Raw genomic sequence first — 17,012 nt, 5'->3', positions numbered from 1 at the left:
CACTTTTTACTTTTCGCTCGGCACCTAGGCAATTGAGAAGTATTCCCTTTCAGGAGCCGCCGTATGTCCCGTTCACCAGACACCTTGTTGCGCCCCCGTTTGCTGGCGGTTGCCATTGCGCTTTACGCCCCCCTGGCCAGTAGCCAACTGATTGCCGCTGAACTAGCCTCCAGCGTTCGCGCCTACAACCTGCCGGCCGCCCCCCTGGCCAGCACGTTGAACCAGATCGCCAGCCAGGCCGGTCTGGCCTTGTCACTCAATCCGTCACTGGCGGCGGGCAAGACCTCGGCACCGGTCAAAGGCCAGTTCGACGCCCCTGGCGCCCTGCGTGAAGCCTTGCGCGGCAGCGGCCTGCAACTGGAGCAGAGCGGCAGCGGCACCTACAGCCTGGCGGCCGTGCCCGAGGGTGCGTTGGCCCTGCCGGCGACCAGCGTGATCGGCGTGCAAGACACTGAAAGCGCCTGGGGACCGGTGCAAGGCTACCTGGCCAAGCGCACGGCCGCCGGGACCAAGACCGACACCGCTCTGGCCGAAGTGCCGCGCTCGATTTCGGTTGCCACTCGCGAGCAGATGCAAGATCGCGCCGTGCAGAATCTGGATGACGCCGTGCGTTACATGCCGGGCGTCGTCGCGAGCAGCTACGGCAGCGACAGCCGCGCCGAGTGGCTGAAGGTGCGCGGATTTGAACCGACCCAGTTTCTCGATGGCTTGCCGCTCCCCAAGGGCGCCTACACCATGCCGAAAATGGAAACCTGGGATCTTGAACGCGTGGCCCTGCTGCGCGGCCCGGCTTCCTCGGTGTACGGCCAGACGCCGCCCGGCGGGTTGATCGATATGGTCAGCCGCCGCCCCGACGCCTTTACCAGTCACGAAGTGCAACTGCAGATCGGCAGCTATCAGCGCAAGCAGATCAGCTTCGACAGCACCGGCCCCGTCGACGATGAAGGGCGTTTGCTTTACCGCGTCAGCGGCGTGGTACGGGACAGCAACACCACCATCGAGCACGACGACGATAAACGCTACAACATCGCTCCCAGCCTTACCTGGAACATTGATCCCGATACCCGACTGACCTTCCTCAGCCAGTTCAACCGTGACGATACCGGCAACACCAGTCAGTTCCTGCCGTTGCAAGGCACCAAGCTTTCATCGCCTGCCGGCGAGGTGAAATTCCACAAGAACCTCGGCGATCCGCAATGGGAGTTCTACGACAAGACTTACTACGCCCTGGGTTATGCCTTTGAGCACCGGATGGACGACGTTTGGCAGTTCCGTCAGAACCTGCGCTATACCAAGAGCGACCTGTCCTTCCAGGGCATCACCGCAGGCGGGTTTTATGGTTCGGTCAGTGACGACGGCACCGTGGCCCGGGGCGCCAACATCGTCAATGAAGACATCAGCCAGTTCGCCGTGGATAACAACTTCCAGGCCGATTTTGAAACGGGCCCGCTCAAGCACACCGTGTTGCTGGGACTTGACCATCAGCGTGTCAACACCAACTACCAATGGCTGTATGGCAGCGCACCGACCAGCAACATCATCAACCCGATTTACGGCAAGGACTTCAGCAACGTCAGCTACACCGCGTTCAATGATTACAACCAGAAGACCCATGACACAGGCCTCTATGTTCAGGACCAGATGGCCCTCGATAACTGGCGCCTGACTCTGGGCGGTCGGCAGGACTGGCTGCACACCGACTCGACCTTCTACAACCTGAACGACGCCAGGGACACCCGTAACGACACCGCCTTTACCGGCAATGCCGCCCTCAGCTATGTGTTCGATTCCGGCTTCACACCTTACGTCTCCTACGCCGAGTCCTTTCAGGCCGAAGCGGGTGGGGCCAATGGCCAGGCGTTTCGCCCGGGGACCGGCCAGCAATACGAAGTGGGGCTCAAGTACCAACCGCCAGGCAGCGACATGCTGTTCACCGCAGCCGCCTATGACCTGACGCGAAAAGACATCGTGCTCAGTGACACCCTTGGCGTATCGCGCCCGCTGGGTGAAGCCAAGGTGCGCGGCTTCGAGCTGGAAGCAACCGGTGACGTCAACGAAAACCTCAAATTGACCGCAGCCTATACCTACGCCAACACCAAGATGACCAAAGTCACCAGCCCCCTGGACCAAAATCGCCCACTGCCACTGACGCCGGAAAACCAGGTCTCTGCCTGGGCTGACTACACCTGGCATACGGGTGTGCTGGATGGTTTTGGACTTGGATTCGGCGTGCGCTACATCGGCGAGACCGACAACATTGCCATCGGCAGCATGGACTTCGTGCGCGATAAATCAGACGGCCATACCGATTCCTACACCGTCTATGACGCCGCTGTTCATTACGACCTGGGCCGTCTGAACAATACGCTCAAGGGCGTCAGTGTGGCCGTCAATGCGAACAACGTATTCGACAAGGAATACATCTCTACCTGTGACGGTTTCTATTGCTACTACGGCGACCGTCGCAACGTCATGGCCAGCATTAACTACAAGTGGTAAGGGCGTGACCTGACATGCCCCACAACCAGGCCGTCCTCCATGGACGGCCTGGGTATTCCTGAAGGCCATGAAATGAAAAGCAAAACAATTCGCCGCTGGTCCGCCGTGCACACCTGGTCCAGCCTGATCTGCACGGTGTTCCTGCTGATGCTGGCCCTGACCGGCCTGCCGCTGATTTTCCATCACGAGATCGACCATTGGCTGGGCGATGCCGCCGAACTGAAGCCAATGCCTGCGGACACCCCGCACCTGAATTTGCAGCAGCTGGTGCAGGCCGCCGAGCAGCATCGCCCCGGCGACGTCATGCAGTACTTCGGTTTCGAGGACGATGAGCCCAACGCCGTGGTCGCGATCATGGCACCCACCGCCGGAACCGAACCGAACTCGTCTCACACCTTCATGCTCGACGCCCGCACCGGCGAGGCGCTGGAGATGCCGTCGGCCAATGGAGGTTTGATGATGGTCATGCTGCGCCTGCATGTGGACCTGTTCGCCGGGCTGCCGGGCAAGTTGCTGCTGGCATCCATGGGCATCCTGTTCGTGGTGGCGATCATTTCCGGCACCGTGCTGTATCTGCCGTTCATGCGGCGCTTGAAATTCGCCACCGTGCGCCAGGACAAATCCACCCGCCTGCGCTGGCTCGACCTGCACAACCTGATCGGTGTCGTGACCCTGACCTGGGCCCTGGTGGTGGGCGTGACCGGGGTCATCAGTGCCTGCGCCGACTTGCTGATCGCCGCCTGGCGCAACGACAGCCTCAGCGCGATGATCGCACCGTACCGTGACGCACCGCCGCTGACACAACGGGCGCCCGCGACCCGATTGCTGGACATCGCCAACGAAGTCGCGCCAGACATGCAGCCAGACTTCATCGCCTTCCCCGGCACCCGCTTCTCCAGCGAGCACCATTACGCGGTGTTCATGAAAGGCAGCACGCACCTGACCTCGCACCTGCTGACGCCGGTACTGATCGACGCCAGCACCCTGCTGGTCACAGCCGTGGCCGAACGCCCGTGGTACATGGACGCCATGGGCATGTCGCAGCCACTGCACTTCGGTGACTACGGCGGCATGCCGATGAAAATCCTCTGGGCGACCCTGGATGTGCTGACGATCATCGTGCTCGGCAGCGGGGTTTACCTTTGGGTCGTACGGCGCAAAGCCGCGAAACCGCTGCTGGAAAAAGCGGAGAGCGTGGCATGAGGCCCCGCCAGTCGAACTTCTGGAAGGTCTTCGCCACCCCCACCGTCATCGCCCTGTTCAGTGCCGCCGGGTTGTTTGCCGCACTCCTGGGCGATGGCATTTGGGATGCCTTGAGCTGGCTGGGCTTGGGGATTCCCGCTGTGCTTGGCCTGCGAGGATTGATGCAACGCAATTGACGCGACATACCCTGCAGGAGCGAGCCCTGCTCGCGATGCATTCGAATACGGCGCGGGGCATCAGGCGTACCGCGTCATCGTTGACGACCATCGCGACGGTGCGACGATTCGACAGGCTCGCTCCTACAGGTTTCGCCCTGCGCGGTCTGCTGCAACGGCGCTAATGTCCAGGCTTACCTCCCGCCCCCTGTAGGAGCGAGCTTGCTCGCGATGTATCTGAGACCGCCGCGGGGCATCAGGCTCCCCTCGTCATCGTTGACAACCATCGCGACGGTGCGACGATTCGACAGGCTCGCTCCTACAGGTCATACGACAACCACTCTTCCCCGCCCGTCGCCTTCTTCCGCAAATCCCCTGACATATTTGTTGACACTTTAACCTGTGTGCTTCTATAAAGACGCATGTTGTACGACAACCTACAACAACTGCAGCACCAAAAAATCCAAAAATAAAGAATGGTGAAGTGATGAAAGTCAAAGGCATCCGTTGGTGGATGGTCGGTCTGGTGACTGCCGGCCTGATGGTCAACTACCTGGCTCGCAATACCCTCTCAGTGGCCGCTCCGACCCTGATGAGCGAAATGAACATCTCCACCGAGCAGTACTCGCACATCGTTGTCGCCTGGCAGGTGTGCTATGCGCTGATGCAACCGGTTGCCGGCTACATCATCGATGCCATCGGTACCAAAATGGGCTTCGCCATTTTTGCTTTCGCCTGGTCGATCGCCTGTGCGCTGGCGGCACTGGCGACGGGTTGGCAGGGACTGGCGTTTGTCCGCGGCCTGCTCGGCCTGACCGAAGCGGCCGGTTTGCCGGCGGCGGTCAAGACCTCCACCGAATGGTTCCCGGCCAAAGAGCGCTCGGTGGCCATCGGCTGGTTCAACATCGGCTCGTCGATCGGTGCCGTGCTGGCGCCGCCTCTGGTGGTCTGGGCAATCCTGCACAGCGGTTGGGAGCTGGCGTTCCTGATCGTCGGTGGCCTGGGCGTCGCCTGGACGTTCCTGTGGATGATTCTCTACAAGCATCCGCGCGATCAAAAACGCCTGAGCGATGAAGAACGCGATTACATCCTCAGCGGTCAGGAAGATCACTTCAAAGACCCATCCAACAAAAAGGGCAGCTGGAAGAAGATCATCGGCAGCCGCAACTTCTACGCCATCGCCAGTGCCCGGATGCTCTCCGAGCCGGCCTGGCAGACCTTCAACGCGTGGATCCCGCTGTACCTGATGACCGAGCGGCACATGAACATCAAGGAAATCGCGATGTTCGCCTGGCTGCCGTTCCTCGCCGCTGACCTGGGCTGCGTGCTCGGTGGTTACCTGAGCCCGTTCTTCCACAAGTACTGCAACGTGTCGTTGTTCACCTCGCGCAAAATGGTCCTGCTGTTCGGTGCTTCGTGCATGATCGGCCCGGCGTGCATCGGCCTGGTCGCCAGCCCCTACACCGCCATTGCGTTGCTGTGCATCGGTGGCTTTGCCCACCAGACCTTGTCCGGTGCGTTGTATGCGATTACCTCCGACTCGTTCGGCAAAAACGAAGTGGCCACCGCCACCGGCATGGGCGGCATGTTCGGCTATCTGGGTGCGGCCGCCTTCACCCTGGTGTTTGGCGTGATGGTGACCAAAATCGGCTACAGCCCGCTGTTCGTGGTGCTGGCAATTTTCGACATCGTCGCGGCGTTCATCGTCTGGACCGTGGCTCGTGAACTCAAGCCCCGGGCGACTACAGGCCCTGAAGCCGGGCAGACGCTGCAACCCGCCCGTTAATACGCAAACCCTGTAGGAGCGAGCCTGTCGAATCGTCGCACCGTCGCGAGGGGCGTTAACGATGACGCCGCGCACCTGACACCGCGCGGCGCTCTCAGGTTTTTCGCGAGCAGGCTCGCTCCTAAAGGTGACGGTGATCTTGAGCTATCGCATCCACACGTTATGCTGCGTGACACCGCCACCGACCGAGTCACTGCCATGTCCGCCCCGAGCATGACCCTGTACCACAACCCTCTTTCGCCCTTCGTCCGCAAAGTCATGGTGCTGCTGCACGAAACCGGTCAACAGGACCGCGTGGCCCTGCAAAACTGCGTGCTCACACCCGTCGCCCCGGACCAGGTCCTGATCGACGACAACCCACTGAGCAAAATCCCCGCCTTGCGCCTGCCCGACGGCAACGTCATCCACGACAGCCGGGTGATCCTCGACTATCTCGACCACCAGCACGTCGGCAACCCGCTGATTCCCCGCGACGGCTCCGCACGCTGGCGGCGCCTGACCCTGGCCTCCATGGCGGACGGCATCATGGACGCCGCCGTGCTGGTCCGTTACGAAGTGGCCCTGCGTGCCCCGGAAAAACACTGGGACGAATGGCTCGACGGCCAACGCGACAAGATCCGCCGCGCCCTGGCGCTGCTGGAAAAGGATGCGATTGCCGAACTGACCAGCCATTTCGACGTGGCGGCGATCAGCGTGGCTTGTGCGCTGGGTTACCTGGACTTGCGCCATCCGGACCTGGCCTGGCGTGATTCGAACCCGCAGTTGGCAGCGTGGTATTTCGAGGTGAGCCAGCGGCCTTCGATGATTGCGACCATGCCGAAGGGCTGACCTGGCGACGCCAACGCACTAGCAGTTCTGATAGTGGGCAAAAACTACAAAAACTCCGATGCTCAAGGTTCGGCCAACCGGACCTTGCACGGAGCTCAAGCCATGCCCAATTCACCCCATGAAACCCTGCTGTGCCGCTACCACTACGATCCGCTGGACCGTCAAAGTGGCTGCACGCTACCTCAACAACCGGCCATCCAGCGTTTTCATTGTGACGGCCGATTGACCACTGAAATCCAGGGCGGTACGCGCTGGAGCATCCTTCAGCACGGCGACCAGTTGCTGGCGCAACGAAATCATCGCGAAGCAAGCGTGACCGCCACGTTACTGGCAACCGATCAGCAACGTTCGGTGCTCAACACCCTCGACGCCACGGGACCTCATCCCCTCGCATATTCCCCTTATGGCCATCATCCGGCGGTCGATAGACTGCTGAGCGTGCGCGGCTTCAATGGCGAACAGCCTGACCCGTTGACCGGGCACTATCATTTGGGCAATGGGTATCGGCAGTTCAACCCGGTGTTGATGCGGTTTAACAGCCCGGACAGTTGGAGTCCGTTTGGCAAGGGAGGAATTAATGCTTATGCATACTGCGGGGGAGACCCGGCAAATAGAGTTGATCCAAATGGGCACTGGTATAAGAGCTTCATCAAGAAACTGAGTAAAAACATCAGCAGCAACCCACTCCACCCGACGAAAAAAATCTCAAAAGAGACCACCGATTCGTTTTTACATTCAATTGAACTATTGGGCGGACCAAAAGAATTTAAAAAAATTGCATACCAAAACTACAAAAAGCCAAAACACTACCTAATCAACAATACGCCTGAAGTTAAACCCCTCCCCCCTTCAGACATCGACATGACTATCAACTTTATAGTTGACACGGAGCACGCACAAAACGTAATAACCAGATTTGAGCTTCTAACCACTCACGAAAGAGTCAGTGCCGATATACTTTATGGACTGCCCACGCTTAATCGCCACGACAGCGCGAACTTGTTCAGGCGACTGGAAGATATGGCAAGAGAGAGAGCAGCTCTATCACCACTCTACGACTTGGCCAAACAACCTCCACCCTCTTATGAAGCGGCTACTCTCCCAACCTATGCCGAGGTAATCAGGCAGGGTGTGTAGCAACCGACCGAGGCGCAGCACAGCAAGTCCGCGACACAGCGTCGGGTTTCTTCGAAGCTCACATCTTCTCAATGGACCCAGGATGAGCGACGCCCCCCCTATCAGATCTGCTAGTAGGCAACCGCTGTAAAAACTCCGATGCTAAAGGTCCGGCCAACCGGACCTTGCACGGAGCTCAAGCCATGCCCAATTCACCCCATGAAACCCTGCTGTGCCGCTACCACTACGATCCGCTGGACCGCCAGAGTGGCTGCACGGTGCCTCAACAACCGGTCATCCAGCGTTTTCATTGTGACGGCCGATTGACCACTGAAATCCAGGGCGGTACGCGCTGGAGCATCCTCCAGCACGGCGACCAGTTGCTGGCGCAACGAAATCATCGCGAAGCAAGCGTGACCGCCACGTTACTGGCAACCGATCAGCAACGTTCCGTGCTCAACACCCTCGACGCCACGGGACCTCATCCCCTTGCTTATTCCCCTTATGGCCATCATCCGGCGGTCGATAGACTGCTGAGCCTGCGCGGCTTCAATGGCGAACAGCCTGACCCGTTGACCGGGCACTATCATTTGGGCAATGGGTATCGGCAGTTCAACCCGGTGTTGATGCGGTTTAACAGTCCGGACAGCTGGAGTCCGTTTGGGGAGGGGGGGTTGAATGCGTATGGGTATTGTGAGGGGGATCCGATAAATCTGGTGGATCGAAACGGACATGCGCCTTTTTGGGTCCGTTTTTTTACAAGACTCAATCAGGACAATAAGACCTTTCATATACCCAGACCACAGCTAGCTCACAATAGTAAAAAGCTCATATCCACAATCAATCAACCTGCTGGCGCCCAAAGTTTAACAGACCCCAAACACAGCGCTTCCACCAAAGGCGCAGAAGCTAATGCAGGCATTGAAAAAAAACCAAATATATCAACTAACAATCCAGCATCAGGCTTTAATATAAAAATTAAAAAAAAGCTGAACGACTTGATTCAATCACGCATCGAGACTTTAGATAGATCAATAAGCAAGCTGGAATACAAGCGCACTAAAGAAATAAAAAATGCGCGACATTCACACAATGAAAACGACGTTGCGCGCATCTCAGAAAAAATAAGAAGCAGAGAAGAAGAAAAACAGCATTATCATTATTGGTCCGAAAACCTAGACCAATTAACAAACAACGAATTGATAGAATTTAAACATGAACTAATGTTCAAAAGGTCCAACTTACCTTAAACAAATACAAAAGTTCGCAGCCTACTGCAGCTCTTGCATCAAACATGCGCTTCTGGAGCTGCCGCAGGCTGCGACCCTTTGATCAAGGACAAAATCGAGAGGTTCAATCAACAATCCGGCTTGTCCGCCGTAAACCGTCGAGCCGGATTTACCGCCGCGCCAAACTCGCGCAAGGCCTTGGCGCCAATCAGCAGCGGATAGTTAAAGCTGCTGCGGTCCGTCAGGTTGACCTCGACCGTGCGCTTGACGTTGCCCAGGCACAATTCCAGATCGACCACCGGGCGCTTGGAAGGCGCGGCGGTTTCTTCGTCATCGTCCTCTTCTGAGCGGGTCTTGATCTTGCTGATCCGCGCGACCTTGTGTTCGTAGACTTTGTCGCTCGCCCCCTTGGTGGCGAGGCGGAAACGCACCCAGTTCTCGCCATCACGGGTAAAGGTTTCGATGTCCTTGGCCGACAGCGATGCCGTCAGGGCGCCGGTGTCCATTTTCGCCTTGAGCACTTCACCGCCGATTTCCGGCAGGGCGATGTATTCGTAACGCCCGTACAGGGTGGGCTCGGCGGCCAGCACCGGCAGGGCTAACAGGGACAGCAGTGCGAGAAGGGATTTCACGTGATGGGCATCCTGGGTGAATGGGCAGCGAAATTTTAGACCGTCAGCGGGCAATTCGTTCTTGAAATCGCTTCGCGGGCAAGCCGCGTTCCCACCGGGTTTTGTCTGACTCAAAAACACCGTAATCCACCGTGGGAACGGGCTCACCCGCGAAGGGGCCGGTGCAATCAACATCGTGATGTGACCTGATTTTCCTGCCCAGCCTACCCATCCAATGGTGAAACATTCGTCATCAGCCGATTTGGCCTGCCGACCGAAGCTGCTTATCATGGCGCGCCCAAAGGCTTTCAAGAGTTACTTATGCGCCGCCTGCTCACCGGCTGTTTCGTCACCCTGCTGCTGTTGCTCAACACCTTGACCCTGATCGGGCCCTTGATGGTGTTTGCCCTGCTCAAACTGGTCCTGCCCGGTCGCTTTCGCGATTACGCCTCCTGGTCGGTGATGTGGATCGCCGAAACCTGGTCGGAAATCGACAAGCTGATCTTCCGTCTGTGCATCCCTACCCAATGGGATATACGCGGCGGTGATGACCTGCGTCGCGACACCTCCTACCTGGTCATCAGCAATCACCAATCCTGGGTCGATATTCCGGCGCTGATCCAGACGCTGAACCGACGCACGCCATTTTTCAAATTCTTCCTCAAGAAAGAGCTGATCTGGGTGCCGTTCCTGGGCTTGGCCTGGTGGGCGCTGGATTACCCGTTCATGAAACGCTACACCAAGGCGTTTCTGGCCAGGCACCCGGAACTGGCCGGCAAGGATCTGGAGATCACCCGGCAGGCCTGCGAATTGTTCAAGCGCCAGCCGGTGACGGTGGTCAATTATCTGGAAGGCACTCGCTACACCGCAGCCAAAAGCGCCCAGCAACAATCTCCGTTCACTCACCTGCTCAAACCCAAGGCCGGTGGCGTGGCGTTTGTGCTGGCGGCAATGGGCGAACAGCTGGATGCGATTCTCGACGTGACGGTGGTGTATCCGCAGCAGGGGATTCCGGGGTTCTGGGATCTGATCAGCGGCAACGTGCCAAGGGTCATCATCGACATCAAGACCCGGGAACTCGACCCTGCGCTGTGGCAGGGTGATTACGAAAACGATCCGCTGTTTCGCGAGAAAATCCAGAACTGGGTCAACCAGCTCTGGATCGAGAAGGACCGGCGCATCGACGCGTTGCGCGGCGAAAGCGGCTGATCAACTGCCGGTGCCGATACCGGTGCCCCAGATGCCGCCCAGACTTTGCAACAGCGAACCGGCAACGCCCTGTTGACCGAGGTATTGCAGGATCACCGGGGCAAACATGCCAACCATGCCGCTGTCCATGCCCAGGGCGCTGAAGGCGTTGTTCAAGTCGTTGGTGTCCTTGACGTTGCCCAAGGCGTTATCCAGCCCTGCCGCCTTGCCGCTTGAACCGAGCAAACCGGCGAGCGCGCCCAATTCGCCGCCACCCGAAAGTATGTCGATGCCCGGTACGTTTTTGGCCAGCTCCGAATAGTCGGCCGAACTCAATTGATTCTTCGCCAGCCCCAGCATTGCCCCGGCACCACCGACGGCCTGTTGCGGAGTTACGTTCAATTGGCTGAGTGCGCCCAGCAGATCTGCCGTCTGCGGGGTTGGGGCGGCATTGGTGGCCGCGTTACCGCCCTGCATCCCCGAAATGGCGTTGGCCGCATCGCCCAGGCTGAACTGGGCGAAGACCGGGCTGGCCGCCAGGGTCATCAGCGAAGCCAGTGCAATACCGCGTGAAATCTTCATCCAGACATCCTCTATGAAAAACCGCCCGACAGTGGGCGGTGAACAGCTGCGCGTTGGACTGGTTTCCCCCGACATTGTTCCCGCCCCTGTAGGAGCGAGCCTGCTCGCGAAAAACGCAGGGACAACGCGGTCATTCAGATAGCACGCGTTATCGTTGGCGTCCATCGCGAGCAGGCTCGCTCCTACAGGGATCAGGTTCATCACAATATTTTCCCGATGCTGCATCCAGTCCCGCCCTACGCCCGTATATCAAGGCACGGACAGACATTCCTGGCCGATTCTCCCCAAAAGGATCATCACCATGATACGCACCTCGCTCAAAACACCCTTGATTGCCAGCCTGCTGACCCTGGCCCTTGGCGGCGTCGCCCTGAACACCACCGTGCAAGCCGCTACCATGAGTCACGACAGCGTGATGGTCGGCGGCCAAAGCATGCTGCCGAGCAAAGACATCGTCGATAACGCGGTCAACTCCTCCGACCACACCACCCTGGTCGCCGCCGTGAAGGCCGCAGGCCTGGTCGACACCCTCAAGGGCAAAGGCCCGTTCACCGTTTTCGCCCCGGTCAATTCGGCGTTTACCGCCCTGCCCGCCGGCACCGTCGACACCCTGCTGAAACCGGAAAACAAAGCCACCCTGACCAAGATCCTCACTTACCACGTGGTCGCCGGCAAACTCGACATGATGACCCTGGCCGAGAAGATCAAGGCCGGCGGCGGCAAGACCGAACTCACCACAGTCGCCGGCGGCAAGCTATGGGCAATGATGAACGGCCCGCACAACATCACGATCAAGGATGAAAAAGGCGACATCGCCGACATCACCACCTATGACGTGTACCAGTCCAATGGCGTGATTCAGGTCATCGACAAAGTCCTGATGCCGAAAAGTTGAGCACAGTCGCCGGCCCTGCGCAGTGGGGCTGGCGGTTTTTCCGAGGTGTCCACCCGTGAATGGAACAACCGCGCGCCGTGAACTAACCTCTGCCTGCAATCGACACCCTACGCTGCGCACCTCGTCTATTTGGAGCACCGCTATTTCCATCGCCGACGCCGATCAGCTCAGGCACTTGCTGGCCCAGTGCTCACTGGGTGACCGCCGTGCGTTCGAGACGCTTTACCGCAGCGTCGGCCCGCGCTTGCATGGCGTGGCCTTGCGGTTCATGGGGCGCCCCGACCTGGCCGAAGAAGTGCTGCAGGAAAGCTTCGTGCGGATCTGGAACAACGCCTCGCGCTACGAACCGCATCTGTCGGCACCGCTGACCTGGATGATCAACATCACCCGCAACCAGGCGATCGACCAGTTGCGCAAACACCGCGACCGGCCGTTGAGCGATCTCGAAGAACAATCACTGGTGGACGAAACCCCATCCGCCCACGAACAGCTGAACAGTGCCCGCGAGGCCAGCGCCCTGAACCGTTGCCTGGACAGCCTCGAGGGCATGCAGCGTCAATCGATCACCATTGCTTACTTTCAGGGAATGTCCGGCGCCGAGCTGGCCGAACACCTGGCCGCGCCGCTGGGATCGGTGAAATCCTGGATCCGCCGTGGCATGGAACGCCTGCGCAGGTGCCTTGAATCATGAACTATCAAACGCCGTCCCTGCGCCGCGCCCTCGCCGCCGACTACGCCATTGGCTTGATGCCCTTGGCCGCGCGTCGACGTTTCGAACAACTGCTGCTGGAAGACGCGGCGCTTCGTGTGGAGTTGGCGCTATGGCAGGAAAGCCTCGCCAGCCTCACCGATACCCTGCCAGAACAACCGGTGCCAGACCGCGTGTGGAAAGGCATTACCGCGCGCATCGAACCGCAGGTCCTGCACATGCCGCAGAAGCGCCCGTTCTGGAACTGGCTACGGGCAACGGCGGCGATTGCCACCCTCGTGATCGCCGTGACCATTGGCGTGATCTACACCCGCGACGACGTACGCTACAGCGCAACCCTGGCCAGCGCCGACGCACAGCCGGCATTGCGCGTCCAGGCGCACGCCGATTACCTGCAAGTCGAACCGCTGGCATTGGCGGCGATCACACCGCAGCAAAGCCTGGAACTGTGGGCGATACCGGCCGACGGCAAACCGGTTTCCCTCGGGGTAATCCCGGCGGGCGGCAAAGGCAAGGTAGTACTGAGCGACGCGCAGAAAGCACTGATCGGCAAGCCGATTGCGCTGGCGGTCACCCTGGAACCGAAGGGCGGTTCGCCGACCGGGCAACCGACCGGGCCGGCGTTGTATCAAGGGGCATTGGCGGCGTTGTAATTGCCCTTGTGGCGAGGGGGCTGTGAACACTGCGCAAATACGGCGCCACTATCAGTTCTGTTAGTAGGCAGTTCAGTTCGATTGCGCCACAGTGAAATCCTGAATGACCGGATATTTCAGGGAGCCCTCACCATGCCGTCCAATCGCGCTACCGTGCTGTGCCGCTACCACTACGATGCACTGAATCGAGTGACCGCCAGCGCGCCCTCGGCGCAGGCAAGCGTTCAGCGCTTCTATCTGAAAGATCGCCTGAGCACCGAGATCCAGGGCGCCGTGCAGCGTTCGATCATGCAGCACGAAGATCAACTGCTGGCGCAGCGAGAACGCCAAACCACCGCCGTGCAAACCCACCTCCTGGCCACGGATCAACAGCGCTCGGTGTTGAACCTGCTCGACGCCAGTGTGCGGCATCCACTCGCCTACACGCCTTACGGCCATCGGCAGAACGGCTTGCTCAGCCTGCTCGGGTTCAATGGCGAACGGCGGGATCCGGTGTCGGGGTCTTATTTGTTAGGCAATGGTTATCGGGCGTTTAACCCGGTGTTGATGCGGTTTAACAGTCCGGACAGTTGGAGTCCGTTTGGGGAGGGTGGGTTGAATGCGTATGGGTATTGTGTGGGGGATCCGGTGAATCAGGTAGACCCGACAGGACATAGTTTCTTTACGGCGCTCAAGGCAACATTAAAATTTATGCGACCAATATTTAAAAATCGCATGGCCAAGCAAATAGAAAACAACACATCCTCAACAGCCAAAATTGCTTCGATGACTAACAAAGCACCCGCCGGCATTCCCCTTTTCCAAGCAAACGGTGCTCCTGCTGGACCACCTCCTCGTTATAAAGCCTTAACCTCTGCAAACCCTTTTAGATTACAACGAGACTTACGCGCGCGCCCCCCAACCTATAACTCCCTGGATGCAGATACTCACTTCACGGGAGAGTTTGTTACTAACTATCCACCAGAGTTTTCCCCGGCTACTGCCCGAGTACCACCAGCATCTAGAATTCAGAACAGAGCCAATAACCTTACACGTGAATTTCAATCCATTTTGGACTCGATTCAAGACACTCCATCACCGTCTCAACGGCTTAGAATGGACGAGTTAGAAACCTTTATAAGGCAACTACGCAGCGACCCTGACGCCCCGATAGCCTTGCCCAGATACCAAAAATAGTAAGACGACGTCAGAACCGGACAAACTCATATCAAAAAGGGCGACATCAAGTCGCCCTTTCTTTTACCAACCTTACGCCGCACTAAACATCTTATGCGGATCAATCACAAACTTCTTCGGCACGCCGGCATCGAACTCGCCATAACCCTGCGGCGCCTGATCCAGGCTGATCACCTGCACGCCCACCACTTCGGCGATGTTGATGCGGTCCCACATGATCGCCTGCATCAACTGGCGGTTGTACTTCATCACCGGGGTCTGGCCGGTGTGGAAGCTGTGGGATTTGGCCCAGCCCAGGCCGAAGCGAATGCTCAGGCTGCCCATTTTCGCGGCGGCGTCGACGGCACCCGGATCTTCGGTGACGTAAAGGCCGGGGATACCGATCTTGCCAGCCACACGCACCACGCCCATCAGCGAGTTGAGTACGGTGGCCGGGGCTTCGTGTTTCACGCCGTCATGGCCGTGGCCGCGGGCTTCGAAGCCGACGGCGTCAATGGCGCAATCCACTTCCGGCTCGCCCAGCAGCGCGGCGATTTGTTCGTGCAGTGGGGTGTCCAGGGACAGGTCGGCGATTTCGAAACCCTGGGCCTTGGCGTGGGCCAGGCGCACGGTGTTGACGTCACCGATGATCACCACCGCCGCACCCAGCAGGCGAGCCGAAGCGGCAGCCGCCAGCCCGACCGGACCGGCACCGGCGATGTACACCGTGCTGCCCGGGCCAACGCCCGCCGTCACGGCGCCGTGGTAACCGGTTGGCAGGATGTCGGAGAGGCAGGTCAGGTCACGGATTTTCTCCATGGCCCGGTCGCGGTCCGGCAGTTTCAGCAAGTTGAAGTCGGCGTACGGCACCATCGCGTACTCGGCCTGGCCACCGGTCCAGTCGCCCATGTCGACGTAGCCATAAGCACCGCCCGGACGCGCCGGATTGACGCTCAGGCACACGCCGGTGTGCATTTCCTTACAGGAACGGCAGCGCCCGCAAGCCACGTTGAACGGCACGGACACCAAGTCGCCGATTTGCAGGTTCTCGACGTCGCTGCCCTTCTCGATCACTTCACCGGTGATCTCGTGGCCCAGCACCAGGCCGGTTTGTGCCGTGGTGCGACCGCGCACCATGTGCTGGTCGGAACCACAAATGTTGGTGGAAACCACACGCAGGATGACGGCGTGATTAATCTTCCTGCCGCGCGGGTCCTGCATTTTCGGATAGTCGATTTTCTGTACTTCGACCTTGCCAGCGCCGAGATACACCACACCACGATTGCCAGACATGCTTTCACCTCGCTGTTGTTTTTATGGAACCGCGTTGCCCAGGCAGGCAGCGCGTTAAGTGCTCGGGTACAGATGCTGTTTCTTGTGTTGCTTGTAAGGGCCTCATCGCTGGCAAGCCAGCTCCCACAGTGGACGGGGTGTACACAAATCTGCGAACGACATAAAACCCTGTGGGAGCTGGCTTGCCAGCGATAGCAATCTAAAGAACGACGGTGCGATTGGCGTTTAGGAACACCCGTCGCTCAATGTGATAACCCACGGCCCGCGCCAGGGTCAGGCCTTCGATATCCCGTCCCTTGGCGATCAAGTCTTCGGGGTAATGACTGTGATCCACCACCTCGACGCCCTGGGCGATGATCGGCCCTTCGTCGAGGTCGTTGTTGATGTAGTGCGCCGTGGCGCCAACCAGTTTCACGCCCTTGTTGTAGGCCTGGTGGTACGGCTTGGCGCCCTTGAAACCCGGCAGCAGCGAGTGATGAATGTTGATCGCCTTGCCGTCGAGTTTGCGGCACAGCTCCGGTGACAGTACTTGCATGTAGCGGGCAAGGATCACCAGTTCGGCGCCGGATTCTTCGATCACCTGCCAGACCTGACGCTCCTGGGACGGCTTGTCGTTCGGGTCCAGCGGGAAGTGGTAGTACGGAATCTGGTGCCAGTCCGCCAACGGTTTGAGGTCCGGGTGGTTCGAGACCACGGCAACCACGTCCATCGACAACTGGCCGATGCGCTGGCGGTAGAGCAAGTCGTTGAGGCAGTGATCGGCCTTGGACACCATGATCACCACTTTCGGCCGGTAGTGCGGCGGGGTCAGCTCGAAGGCCATGCCGAAGGCTTCACCGCGCGCCTGCAAACCCGCGCGAAACGACTGTTCGTCGAAACCGTCGGGCTGACGGAATTCCACGCGAATGAAGAAACGGCCCGAAAGCCGGTCATCGAAGGAATGGTGTTCGGTGACATAGCAGCCCTGCTCGAACAGAAAGCGCGTCACCGCGTCCACCGTGCCGAGGACGCTGGGGCAGTCGGCGGTCAGAATCCATGTGTCTGGGGCGCGGCTCATAGTGCGGTGACTCCTGAGAAATCGGCAAACAAATCACCCTACCTGTAGGAGCG

At 59.1% G+C, this 17,012-nt stretch carries 16 protein-coding genes; 12 read left to right on the top strand and 4 right to left on the bottom strand.

Going from position 1 to position 17,012, the window contains the following annotated elements; genetic code table 11:
- Positions 1 to 63: 63 nt before the first annotated feature.
- The 7 genes from BLV61_RS17780 (at position 64) to BLV61_RS17750 (ending at position 8,837) form a co-directional block, all read left to right on the top strand.
- Entirely contained in the window at positions 64 to 2,499 is a 2,436-nt protein-coding gene (locus tag BLV61_RS17780) for a TonB-dependent siderophore receptor (RefSeq protein WP_090466719.1), read from the top strand.
- 72 nt (positions 2,500 to 2,571) lie between these two features.
- Positions 2,572 to 3,702 carry a PepSY-associated TM helix domain-containing protein gene (locus tag BLV61_RS17775; protein WP_090469917.1) on the top strand — a complete coding sequence of 377 codons (1,131 nt, stop codon included), beginning with the start codon at positions 2,572 to 2,574 and terminating at the stop codon, positions 3,700 to 3,702.
- Complete coding sequence (locus BLV61_RS17770; protein WP_047534276.1) at positions 3,699 to 3,878, top strand: hypothetical protein; 180 nt, start codon at positions 3,699 to 3,701, stop codon at positions 3,876 to 3,878. The genes BLV61_RS17775 and BLV61_RS17770 overlap by 4 nt, the downstream gene beginning before the upstream one ends.
- 466 nt (positions 3,879 to 4,344) lie before the next feature.
- Positions 4,345 to 5,643, top strand: a complete 1,299-nt coding sequence (locus tag BLV61_RS17765; protein ID WP_090466717.1) for an MFS transporter — start codon at positions 4,345 to 4,347, stop codon at positions 5,641 to 5,643.
- A 198-nt stretch (positions 5,644 to 5,841) separates the two neighbouring features.
- Entirely contained in the window at positions 5,842 to 6,471 is a 630-nt protein-coding gene (locus BLV61_RS17760; RefSeq protein ID WP_090469914.1) for a glutathione S-transferase, read from the top strand.
- 102 nt (positions 6,472 to 6,573) lie between these two features.
- Positions 6,574 to 7,608, top strand: coding sequence for an RHS repeat-associated core domain-containing protein (locus BLV61_RS17755; protein ID WP_090466715.1), 1,035 nt, complete (start codon positions 6,574 to 6,576; stop codon positions 7,606 to 7,608).
- Between the two features lie 182 nt (positions 7,609 to 7,790).
- Positions 7,791 to 8,837, top strand: coding sequence for an RHS repeat-associated core domain-containing protein (locus BLV61_RS17750; RefSeq protein ID WP_090466714.1), 1,047 nt, complete (start codon positions 7,791 to 7,793; stop codon positions 8,835 to 8,837).
- Positions 8,838 to 8,944: 107 nt separating this feature from the next.
- Here the strand turns inward: BLV61_RS17750 and rloA2 are convergent, their stop codons facing one another.
- Positions 8,945 to 9,448: a retropepsin-like aspartic peptidase RloA2 gene (gene rloA2 / locus BLV61_RS17745; RefSeq protein WP_090466713.1), complete on the bottom strand. Its 504-nt coding sequence runs from the start codon at positions 9,446 to 9,448 to the stop codon at positions 8,945 to 8,947.
- 300 nt (positions 9,449 to 9,748) lie between these two features.
- Here rloA2 and BLV61_RS17740 point away from each other — a divergent pair, with 300 nt between their 5' ends.
- On the top strand, positions 9,749 to 10,636 hold the full coding sequence (locus tag BLV61_RS17740) for an acyltransferase (RefSeq protein WP_090466711.1): 888 nt from the start codon (positions 9,749 to 9,751) through the stop codon (positions 10,634 to 10,636).
- Here the strand turns inward: BLV61_RS17740 and BLV61_RS17735 are convergent, their stop codons facing one another.
- Complete coding sequence (locus BLV61_RS17735) at positions 10,637 to 11,197, bottom strand: DUF2780 domain-containing protein (protein ID WP_047534291.1); 561 nt, start codon at positions 11,195 to 11,197, stop codon at positions 10,637 to 10,639.
- 301 nt (positions 11,198 to 11,498) lie between these two features.
- Here BLV61_RS17735 and BLV61_RS17730 point away from each other — a divergent pair, with 301 nt between their 5' ends.
- From BLV61_RS17730 to BLV61_RS17715, 4 genes are all read left to right on the top strand, one after another.
- Positions 11,499 to 12,092 (top strand): fasciclin domain-containing protein, encoded by a 594-nt coding sequence (locus BLV61_RS17730; protein ID WP_090466709.1) that lies wholly within the window; start codon positions 11,499 to 11,501, stop codon positions 12,090 to 12,092.
- Positions 12,093 to 12,147: 55 nt separating this feature from the next.
- Positions 12,148 to 12,783, top strand: a complete 636-nt coding sequence (locus BLV61_RS17725; RefSeq protein WP_090466707.1) for an RNA polymerase sigma factor — start codon at positions 12,148 to 12,150, stop codon at positions 12,781 to 12,783.
- Positions 12,780 to 13,454: an anti-sigma factor gene (locus tag BLV61_RS17720; protein WP_090466705.1), complete on the top strand. Its 675-nt coding sequence runs from the start codon at positions 12,780 to 12,782 to the stop codon at positions 13,452 to 13,454. Before BLV61_RS17725 ends, BLV61_RS17720 begins: the two co-directional genes overlap by 4 nt.
- A 132-nt stretch (positions 13,455 to 13,586) precedes the next feature.
- The gene (locus BLV61_RS17715; protein ID WP_090466702.1) at positions 13,587 to 14,630 is read left to right on the top strand and encodes an RHS repeat-associated core domain-containing protein; all 1,044 of its coding nucleotides are present in this window, start codon (positions 13,587 to 13,589) and stop codon (positions 14,628 to 14,630) included.
- A gap of 72 nt (positions 14,631 to 14,702) precedes the next feature.
- Here the strand turns inward: BLV61_RS17715 and fdhA are convergent, their stop codons facing one another.
- Together fdhA and purU are read right to left on the bottom strand one after the other, a co-directional pair.
- Positions 14,703 to 15,902, bottom strand: a complete 1,200-nt coding sequence (gene fdhA, locus BLV61_RS17710) for a formaldehyde dehydrogenase, glutathione-independent (protein WP_047534302.1) — start codon at positions 15,900 to 15,902, stop codon at positions 14,703 to 14,705.
- Positions 15,903 to 16,101: 199 nt separating this feature from the next.
- The gene (purU, locus tag BLV61_RS17705; RefSeq protein WP_047534304.1) at positions 16,102 to 16,959 is read right to left on the bottom strand and encodes a formyltetrahydrofolate deformylase; all 858 of its coding nucleotides are present in this window, start codon (positions 16,957 to 16,959) and stop codon (positions 16,102 to 16,104) included.
- Positions 16,960 to 17,012: the final 53 nt, after the last annotated feature.

Origin of the sequence: Pseudomonas mohnii, from assembly GCF_900105115.1 — a bacterium.
Taxonomy (GTDB): Bacteria; Pseudomonadota; Gammaproteobacteria; order Pseudomonadales; family Pseudomonadaceae; genus Aquipseudomonas; species Aquipseudomonas mohnii.
The sequence above is the reverse complement of the archived record's forward strand: the minus strand, read 5'-3'. Positions and strand labels throughout refer to the sequence as shown.